Raw genomic sequence first — 9398 nt, 5'->3', positions numbered from 1 at the left:
CAAGAGTCACGTCCGCTGCTACCAACCATCAGCCCATCACCATCAGGCCAACCCGGCCAGCCTCACAGTCAGGGCAGACCGGTAGGTGTGGGTGGCTCGGCCGCCGACCGCAACGGCCTCGGCGGGCGGCTGACCGCGCGCGCCTGGGCGACCCGGCGGGGACGCAACGGCAGGTGCAGGACGGCGGCGACCACCGCGAAGGCCGTCCAGCCGGCGCCCAACGCCACGGCCGACGAGACGTCCTGAAGGTAGTGGTACGCGGTCAGGAAGCCGACCAAGGCGAGGCTGTTGCGGGCGAAGTGCCGACTGAACTCGGCCAACTGCCGACGGGCCTCGACGGCGACCAGCACCCCCGAGTAGGGGAAGGTCACCACCATGCCGCGCAGCACCGCACCGAGCAGCGCGGTGAGGACCGCCCCAACGAAGATCACCACCAACTTGAGCAACACCGGCAGCCCGTCCGAGCGAGTCTCCGCCACGGCGACCGCCTCCGCGGCGGGAGCGACACGCGAGCCGGCGCTGCGGCGGGCACGACGGCGCAGCAGCAGGATGGTCGCCAGCCAGAGCACGAGCGTGCCGGCGAGGGCCACCTCGAACGGGATGTCGACGGCCAGCAGGCCGGCGCTCAGCGCCACGTACACGGCGATCCCCGCGACGTCGGCGAGCAGGATCGGCCAGCGCCACCGCTGGTGGGTGACCGCCACGGTGACGAAGAAGAGGTTGAGACCGAGCACGCCGAGCACCTGCGCGCCGTCCACCCGGTGGTCGGTGGTGACCAGGGCGAGCGTCATCGGCAGCGGCAGGCTGTAGACCAGCGCGCGGAGCCGGACGGAGCGGATCACGCTGACCGCCCACACCACGGCCGTCACCAGCAGGACCGCACTCCACGTCATGCTCACCCGTTCCCGGCCCGGTGGGGGCCGTCAGTCCTGGAAGGTCGCGGCGTTCGCGCAGAGGTCGAAGACGCGGGTGAGCCGGGCGACGTCCGTCCGGTTGACCGAGAACTGATTCTCGCCGATCTCGCCGTGCGCGGTCATGTGGGCCTCCCAACAGCTCGACCCGTCCCAGAGTGTCAAATTGACGTGCAGGTGCGGACTCACCACCCCGAGGGGCAGCAGACCCACCCGCGCCCCGGCCGCGCGCTGCTTCTCCACCAGGGCGGACAAATCGTCGGTCAGCCTGGCGTAGACGAAGACCCGGGTGATCTGGACACCCCGTTGCAGGGCCTCCACGTTGGCCTCCCAGTAGCGCCGGCCGATCTCGCTGCGCCACCAACTCAGCTCCCCGCTCACCCGGGGCATCACGTTGGTCAACGCGTCCAACCGGTGCGCGCAGGTACGGGTCGCGCCGACCAGGTCCTCGTCCTCGTCGCCGCGCCGGATGATCCGACCGTCCGCGAGCTGCTCGGCCTCCAGCCGGAACTGCTCGTACCGCCGCTGCGCCTCCACCGCGACCCGGGTGCCCGCGTGCTGCTCGGCCGCCTCCCGGATGGCCCCGGCCAGCTCCGTGGTGGTGCGGACCAGCCAGGGCGGGCCGTCCAACAGGGTGCGCAGGTGAAAGCGGCGCTCCGCGCGGGCCAGTGAGTCGACCAGCAGCGAGATGGTGATGCCCATCAGACCTGCCAACAGCGACTCCACCCCGGAGGCGGCGTTGCTGAGGTCGAGCACGATGCTGAGAGTGATCGACAGGGTGATGCCGACCAACGCCACCGGGTCGGTGTGCGCCACCAGCCGGACGAAGCCCGCGCTGGAACTGCCACCCTGCCGAAACCGCTGACGGGCCACGTCACGGGTCATCGAGATCCCCCAATCAGCCGCTCCCGCCAGCGTAGACAGCATCCACAACCACCGACCCCGACGCAGCGGGCCGGTAGCATCCGGCAGGTGCAGAGAGCGGACGCGGCGTCGGCGACCGGGATGGACGACGAGCGGATCACGGCGGAGATTCGGGCCTGGGTCTGCTCCACCCCGCTGCGCGGCCTGGTCGCCCACTTCGGCGGCAGCTGGCCCGACGGCGACCTCGCCGAGGTGCTCCGCTTCCTCGACGACTTCTCCGCAAGGCACTGGGACTTCCGGGGCGGCCGGGAACGGCCCGACGCCCGGGAACCCGACCTCGACCCGGCCACCGCGACACTGGTGCTCGACGCGGCCGCTGCGCTCGGGCTGATCCACCCGGTGCCACCGACCCGGTCCGCGTACGCCCACCTGGTGGTGCTCGGCGGCCTGGCGCACGCCTGCGTCCGCCGGGTCGGGTACGCCGCGCACCTGCTCCGCGCCGGCCTACCGGTGAGCGGCGAGGTCGCCGTCCTGGGCAGCTTCCGGCCCCTGTCGGAGTGGGAACGCCGCACGCTGGCCGACGCGGGCCTACCGGCCGACAAGACCGAGGTGGACGTGCTCGACACGGCCGTCCGTCGGGTGTTCGAGGTGACCGCCCCGGCGGAACAGGACGGCGTCGACGCCGGCCACCCGCACCACTCCTGGTCGTCGCGGACCTACCGACCAGACGGGCTGCCGCCGATCCGGGTGCTGGCCGCGCCGTCCAGCGAACCGGACCACCGGCGCGCGCACACCGCCGACACCCAGCGGTTCTGGGCCGGCCACGTCCGGCTCGCCCCGGGCGACGAGGTCCTGATGGTCACCGCGCCGATCTACGTGCCGTTTCAGCACGGCGACGCGCTGCGCACGCTGGCCCTGCCGTACGGGTGCGCCATCGACACGGTCGGGGTGGACCCGACGCTGGCCGACCTGGCGGTGCTGCCCGAGCAGACGCTCACGCCGGGGCGCTACCTCCAGGAGATCCGCTCGGCGATCCGCTCGATGCGCGCCCTGCACGCCGGGCTTCGCCTGCGCTGACGTCGGTGGCCCGGACCCGCCGCTGAGCCGGCCTCAGTGGGCGGTGTCGGCTGAGCCGGTCTCAGTGGGCGGTGTCGGCTGAGCCGGTCTCAGTGGGCGGTGTCGGCGACGGCCTGGGCGAAGACCTCGGAGCGGTGCTCGAAGTTGCGGAACCGGCCGTAGCTGGGCGCGGCCGGGGACAACAGCACCACCCCGCCGGCCGGGGTCACCTCACGGGACAGCCGGACGGCGTCCACCAGGTCGTCGACCAGCTCGGTGCGCACCTTCGGCAGGCCGGTGAGCACCTCGACGATGCGGGCGCCGCTGTCCGGAATCCCGATCACGGTCAGCTCCCGCTCAGCCAGGTGCTCGGCCAGCGGCGTGTAGTCCAGACCCCGGTCGTTGCCCCCGACGATCACCGTCAACGGCCGCCCGTCGTACGCGTCGATGGCGTGCATGGCCGCGTACGGGCTGGTGGCCAGGGTGTCGTCGACGAACGTCAGCCCGGACGGGTCGGTGATCTCGGTGAGCCGGTGGGCCAGCCCCTGGAACTCGGCGACCGCGACGGCGAGGTGGTCCTTGCCGGCCACCACGTCCACGCCGAGCGCGTCGAGCACGGCGAGCGCGACGCAGAGGTTGCCCTCGTTGTGCCGCCCGACCAGCGGCAGCACGGCACGCGGGAAGAGCGGCTGGTCACCGAGGTGGAACCAGGGCGTGCCGTCGGCGCCGGTGGCGACGTGGGTGGTGTCGGGGCGACCGGCCCGGACCGCCGGCAGCTCCCCCAGCTCCGCGGCGAGCCGGGGGTCGCCACCGTTGACCACGATCGTCTGCGGGTCGTGGGCGAGCAGGTTGAGCTTGTCCCGGTAGTACTCCCGTTCCCCACCGTGCGCGTCCAGGTGCTCGGGGAAGAGCGCGGTGACCACCGCCACCCGGGGCGAGTCGGTGAGGTCGCTGCACTGGTAGCTGGACAGCTCCAGCACGTACAGCTCGGCCTCCGGCAGGTCCAGGGTCGGCACCCCGATGTTGCCGCCGAAGACGTTCGGCCGGCCCATCGCGGTGAGCAGGTGACTGATCAGGCTGGAGGTGGTGCTCTTGCCCTTGCTGCCGGTGACCCCGACGGTGCGCGCGGCGTGGTCGGCCATCCACAGCGCGGTGCCCTGGGTCACCATGATCCCGCGTCGGCGCAGCTCGACCAGCCACGGGTGGGTCTGGGGCACACCCGGTGAGCGGACCACCACGTCCGCGGCGGCCAGTCGTTCGAAGCCCGCCTCGCCGGTGACCACTGGCGCCGCCTCGGCCAGCGGGCCGTCCCAGGGCAGCGACAGGAAGTTCGCGCTGTCGTCGACGGCGACCAGCTCGGCCGGGCCGTGCGCGGCGATGGCGGTCACAGCGGCCCGGCCCTCCCGACCGGTGCCCCAGACGGCGACGGTACGTCCGCGCAGGTCAGAAAGGCGCACGGGGCTCTCCTCGGGGGTCACGGCGGCGGCAGGGCGGGCCCGGTCCGGACACGGCCGGACGAACCAGGGCCTAGTATGGCGTGTGCCCAACGAGCAGCTCCGGCGGATGGACGCCTTCACCTTCCCGTCCTACTCGATCGACTTCGCCACCGGCGAGGTGTTGTTCGACTACGCCCTGACCGGCCCGGCCGGTGAGCAGCGGTTCACCGAGGTGATCACGCTCCCGCTGCCGGCGGAGCCACCCTCCGACGAGACGGTGGCGACCCTCAACCGGGTGCTGGAGGTGCTGCACCTCGTGGCCGGGGTCAGCTACTACAAGGCCGCCGCGCCGCCCCGACTCGTGCTGCCGGCGCCGCTGGGCGCGGCCACCGTCGACTACGTCACGGCCGTCTACACCAAGGGCCTCGCGGAGTACGCGTACCGCAACCAGCTGCCGCACGTCCTCGAGCTGCGCCCGGAGGTGCCGGCCGGCACACCGGGGTCACCACGGGTGTACGACGACTCGGACCGTCGCCCGCTCTCGGCGGTCGGCGGGGGCAAGGACTCGATCGTCAGCCTGGAGGCGCTGCGCCGCGCCGAGCTGGACCCGGTGCCGTTCTCGGTCAACCCGAACCACGTGATCGTCGCCGTCAACGAGGCGTCCGGGCTGGTCCCGCTGGCCGCCCGGCGGCGCATCGACCCGGTGCTGTTCGACCTGAACGCGGCCGGCGCGCTGAACGGGCACATCCCGGTCACCGCCATCAACTCCCTGATCGCGGTGGCCACCGCCGTCCTGCACGGGCTGGGCCCGGTGGTGATGTCCAACGAGCGTTCGGCGTCCGACCCGAACCTGGTCTGGGACGGCCACGAGATCAACCACCAGTGGTCCAAGGGCGTCGAGGCGGAGGGGCTGCTGCGGGCGTCGCTGGCCGAGCACGCCGGCCTGACCGACCCGTACTTCTCCCTGCTGCGGTCGCTGTCCGAGCTGCACATCGCCCGGCTGTTCGCCGAGTTCACCCGGTACGACGACGTGGTGACCAGCTGCAACCAGGCGTTCAAGCTGCGCGACGCGAGTGAGCGCTGGTGCCGTGACTGCCCGAAGTGCCGGTTCGTCTTCCTGGCCATGGCGCCGTTCATGCCCCGAGAGCGGGTGGTGGGCATCTTCGGCGGCGACCTGCTGGCCGACCCGGAGCAGATCCCCGGCTACCGGGAACTGCTGGGCGTGGACGGGCACAAGCCGTTCGAGTGCGTGGGCGAGGTCGAGGAGTCGGTGGTGGCCCTCGGCCTGCTCGCCGAGCAGGACCAGTGGCGCGACGCCCCGGTGATCCAGGCCCTCGTCGACGCCGTCCCGGAGACGGCCTGGTCCGCGGTGGCCAACTCGGACGTCTTCACCCCCGGCGGCCCCAACCACATCCCCCCCACCTACGCCAAGGCCCTCAACTCCCTCACCTAACCCCCACCCCGACCTCTCCCACCCCCTCCCACCCCACCCTCGCCCACCTCCCCCACCCCTTCCCCCACCCCTTCCCCCTCCCCCGGCGTCCCCACCGCCTCTCGCCCCGGTGATCAAGAAGTTTGCGTCACCCTGCGCCAGATTTTTGACGCAAAGCTCTTGATCACCGGGGCGAGGGCAGGGGCCGGTGGGCGGGGGGAGGTGGGCGAGGGTGGGGGAGGTCGGGGTGGGGGAGGTCGGGGTGGGGGTTAGGGGGTGCGGACTGCTTCCAGGGCTAGTAGGGCTACGTGTAGGGAGAGGCTGGCCTCCACCGAGTCGAGGTCCACGTCGAGGATGCGGGCGATGCGGGCCAGGCGTTCGTAGAAGGCCGGCCGGGACAGGTGGGCGGCGGCGGCACCGGCGGACTTGTTGCGCCCCTGCTCCAGGTAGGCGCGCAGGGTGTCGAGCAGCCGTTCCCGGGGGTGCCGGGCGTCGTACTCCAGCAGCGCGCCGAGTTCGCGCTCCACGAACGTCTGTAGGCGGGGCTCGTCGCGCAGCAGGTGCAGCAGCCCGGCCAGACCGACGTGCGGCAGCCGGAAGATCGGCAGGTCCCGCCGATCCCGCCGGGCCGCCTCGGCGATCTGCCGCGCCTCGACCAGCGACCGTCGGGCCTCCCGCAGGGTGCCCACCCCGGAGCCGGCGGCAACGATCACGCCACCCGGGCCAGCACCCCGGAACGGATCGACGCCCACCCCCGACCGAGCGGCCTCGACACCGAGCCCCGGGCGGGACGGATCTACGCCGAACCCCGGGCGGGCCGGGTCGGGACCGGGCGCCGCCCGGGAGGAATCGGACGCGGAGCGGGACACCTCGACGCCGGAAGCCGCCCGAGCCGGTTCGACACCGGGCCCCGGTCGGCCGGTGCCGGCGTCGAGGCGTACCCGACGAAGGGCGCTGGCGAACGCGGACAGCGCGCGGTCCTCGGCGGCCGCGTCCGGTAGGGCCAGCAGCGCGCCCACCGAGTGGTCGTCGACGGCGCTGGTCAGCGCGGTCAGCTTCGCCTCCCGCAGGGCCTGGCCGACCGCCTCGGAGAGATCCCGTAGCCGGGCCAGGCCGGCCTCGGGGCCGACCTCCCCGGCGGGGTCGTCGGCGCGGTGCCGGACCATCACGCCAACCAGGTGCCGCCGGTCGAGCACCACACCGAGCGCCTTGGCCCGCAGCCCCACCTCGTCCACCGGGCGGGAGTGGTCGAGCAGCGCGGTGAGCAGGGTGCGGTGGATCTGCCGTTCCAGCCCCTCGGCGTCGCGGCGGATCAGCCGACCCAGCGCGAGGGTGGACGCGGCCCGCTCGATCAGGATGGTGAGCCGGGTGGGCGGGCCGACGGTCGGCTCGACGGCCTGGGCGCTGGGCACGTCCCCGCTGGCCGGCCAGCGCAGCAGCAGCCGACCCCAGTCCTGCCCCCGGGCGCCGACGGTGGTCACGAGCCAGCCGCTGTCCGGGTCGTACGCGGTCCGCCCGGCCGGACGGATCCGCCGGGAGTGTTGCTCCCAGCCGTCCAGCAGCAGCTCGGCGCTCTCCCCCGCCGGGTCGTACCCGAGCACCTGCCGGGACAGGTTCTCCAGCACCACCGGGCAACCCGACAGCTCGGCGGCCTGTCGGATCACCTCGGCGGCGTCGGCGCCCTCGACGGAGAGGTCGTTGAACCGTTGGTGAATCTCCTCGGTGGCGCGCAGCTCGGTGAGCTGCGCGTCGACGATCAGCGCGTGCACCGCCTCGGTGATCCGCACGAACGGGGTGGCCCGGCGCAGCTCGACCAGGGGCAGCCCGCGCCGCTCGGCGGCGGCGGCCATCACCCGGGGCACCCCGCTGACGTACCGGCGGCCCAACTCGACGACGAGCCCGGAGACTCCGACGTCGGCGAGATCGCCGATGAAGGCGCGCAACCCGGCGTCGTCCCCGGGCAGCCCGATGCCGGTGGTGAGGACCAGTTCGCCGCCGCCGAGCAGGGTGGCGATGTCCGGCACCTCGGCGACGTGCACCCAGCGGACGGGTCGGTCCAGCCCTTCGTCGCCGGCGACCACCCGGGGCGCGCCGTGGCGGACCGGGTCCAGGGCGAGGACCTCACGGACGGTAGGGAACACGGCCGCCACGCTACCGTCCGTGACGCCGGAACTCGACTTGCCACCGGCGGCCGGGCCAGCCGGCCCAGCACCTGCCACCGGCGGCCGGCGGGCAGCCGGGCTCAGTCGACGCCGAACTCCATCGCGGCGCGGTCGAGTGCCTCGTCCTCCGCCGAGGCGACGCCCCGGGAGGCGATGGCTTCCGCGCCGCCCTGGGGCATCGCGCCGATCAACCCGGTCGAGGCGGCCTGCGCGGCGCCGATCATCCGCTGCGTGTTCCCGCCGCCGACCAGACCGAGGGAGGCGTACTGCTCCAGCTTCGACCGCGAGTCGGCGATATCCAGGTTGCGCATGGTGAGCTGGCCGATCCGGTCCGACGGGCCGAACGCCGAGTCCTCGGTACGCTCCATCGACAGCTTGTCGGGGTGGTAGCTGAACGACGGGCCGGTGGTGTCCAGGATCGAGTAGTCCTCGCCCCGGCGCAGCCGCAACGTCACCTCGCCGGTGACCGCCGTGCCGACCCACCGCTGCAACGACTCGCGCAGCATCAGCGCCTGCGGGTCCAGCCAGCGACCCTCGTACATCAGCCGACCGAGGCGGCGACCCTCGCTGTGGTAGTTCGCCAGGGTGTCCTCGTTGTGGATGGCGTTGACCAGCCGCTCGTACGCGGCGTGCAGCAGCGCCATGCCGGGCGCCTCGTAGATGCCGCGGCTCTTGGCCTCGATGATCCGGTTCTCAATCTGGTCCGACATGCCCAGGCCGTGCCGGCCGCCGATGGCGTTGGCCTCCAGCACCAGGTCGACGGCGCTGCCGAACTCCTTGCCGTTGATGGTGACCGGGCGGCCCTGGTCGAAGCCGATGGTGACGTCCTCGGTCGGGATCTCCACCGACGGGTCCCAGAACCGGACGCCCATGATCGGGTTGACCGTCTCGATGCCGGTGTCGAGGTGCTCCAGGGTCTTCGCCTCGTGCGTGGCGCCCCAGATGTTGGCGTCGGTCGAGTACGCCTTCTCGGTGCTGTCCCGGTAGGGCAGGCCGCGTTCGAGCAGCCACTCCGACATCTCCTTACGCCCACCCAGCTCGGTGACGAAGGCGGTGTCGAGCCACGGCTTGTAGATGCGCAGCATCGGGTTGGCCAGCAGGCCGTAGCGGTAGAACCGCTCGATGTCGTTGCCCTTGAAGGTCGAGCCGTCGCCCCAGATCTGGACGTCGTCGGCGACCATCGCTCGCACCAGCAGGGTGCCGGTCACCGCGCGGCCCAGCGGGGTGGTGTTGAAGTACGCCCGCCCGCCGGTGCGGATGTGGAAGGCGCCGCAGGTCAACGCGGCCAGGCCCTCCTCGACGAGGGCGGCGCGGCAGTCGACCAGGCGACCGACCTCGGCACCGTAGCTGAGCGCGCGACCGGGCACCGAGGCGATGTCGGGCTCGTCGTACTGGCCGATGTCGGCGGTGTAGGCGCAGGGGATCGCGCCCTTGTCGCGCATCCACGCGACCGCGACCGAGGTGTCGAGGCCGCCGGAAAAGGCGATGCCGACACGTTCGCCGATGGGCAGGGAGGTGAGAACCTTGGACACGGGGA

General features: G+C 72.8%; 7 protein-coding genes. 2 read left to right on the top strand and 5 right to left on the bottom strand.

The window, feature by feature from the left end:
• Positions 1–68: 68 nt before the first annotated feature.
• Positions 69–893: a hypothetical protein gene (locus AC5L30_RS31995; RefSeq protein ID WP_494871924.1), complete on the bottom strand. Its 825-nt coding sequence runs from the start codon at positions 891–893 to the stop codon at positions 69–71.
• 30 nt (positions 894–923) lie between these two features.
• Positions 924–1796 (bottom strand): hypothetical protein, encoded by an 873-nt coding sequence (locus AC5L30_RS31990; RefSeq protein ID WP_494871922.1) that lies wholly within the window; start codon positions 1794–1796, stop codon positions 924–926.
• 87 nt (positions 1797–1883) lie between these two features.
• Here AC5L30_RS31990 and AC5L30_RS31985 point away from each other — a divergent pair, with 87 nt between their 5' ends.
• Complete coding sequence (locus tag AC5L30_RS31985) at positions 1884–2852, top strand: hypothetical protein (RefSeq protein WP_494871920.1); 969 nt, start codon at positions 1884–1886, stop codon at positions 2850–2852.
• An 89-nt stretch (positions 2853–2941) separates the two neighbouring features.
• On the opposite strand, the gene murD is transcribed toward AC5L30_RS31985, so the two are convergent.
• Positions 2942–4288 (bottom strand): UDP-N-acetylmuramoyl-L-alanine--D-glutamate ligase, encoded by a 1347-nt coding sequence (murD, locus tag AC5L30_RS31980; protein ID WP_494871918.1) that lies wholly within the window; start codon positions 4286–4288, stop codon positions 2942–2944.
• A gap of 82 nt (positions 4289–4370) precedes the next feature.
• Between murD and AC5L30_RS31975 the strand changes: the two genes are divergently transcribed.
• Complete coding sequence (locus AC5L30_RS31975; protein ID WP_494871916.1) at positions 4371–5720, top strand: MurL-like N-terminal domain-containing; 1350 nt, start codon at positions 4371–4373, stop codon at positions 5718–5720.
• Between the two features lie 248 nt (positions 5721–5968).
• Here AC5L30_RS31975 and AC5L30_RS31970 read toward each other — a convergent pair whose 3' ends face one another.
• Positions 5969–7840, bottom strand: coding sequence for a PucR family transcriptional regulator (locus tag AC5L30_RS31970; RefSeq protein ID WP_494871914.1), 1872 nt, complete (start codon positions 7838–7840; stop codon positions 5969–5971).
• Positions 7841–7941: 101 nt separating this feature from the next.
• Entirely contained in the window at positions 7942–9393 is a 1452-nt protein-coding gene (gene argG, locus AC5L30_RS31965; protein WP_494871912.1) for an argininosuccinate synthase, read from the bottom strand.
• Between the last annotated feature and the right edge of the window lie 5 nt (positions 9394–9398).

The organism is Micromonospora sp. BQ32 (assembly GCF_059358895.1).
Note: the sequence above shows the minus strand (reverse complement) of the source record. Positions and strands in the feature narration are given on the sequence as shown.

Coding starts and splice junctions, on each gene's coding strand:
- AC5L30_RS31995 (WP_494871924.1), bottom strand. CDS start 893: ATGACGTGGAGTGCGGTCCTGCTGGTGACGGCCGTGGTGTGGGCGGTC.
- AC5L30_RS31990 (WP_494871922.1), bottom strand. CDS start 1,796: ATGACCCGTGACGTGGCCCGTCAGCGGTTTCGGCAGGGTGGCAGTTCC.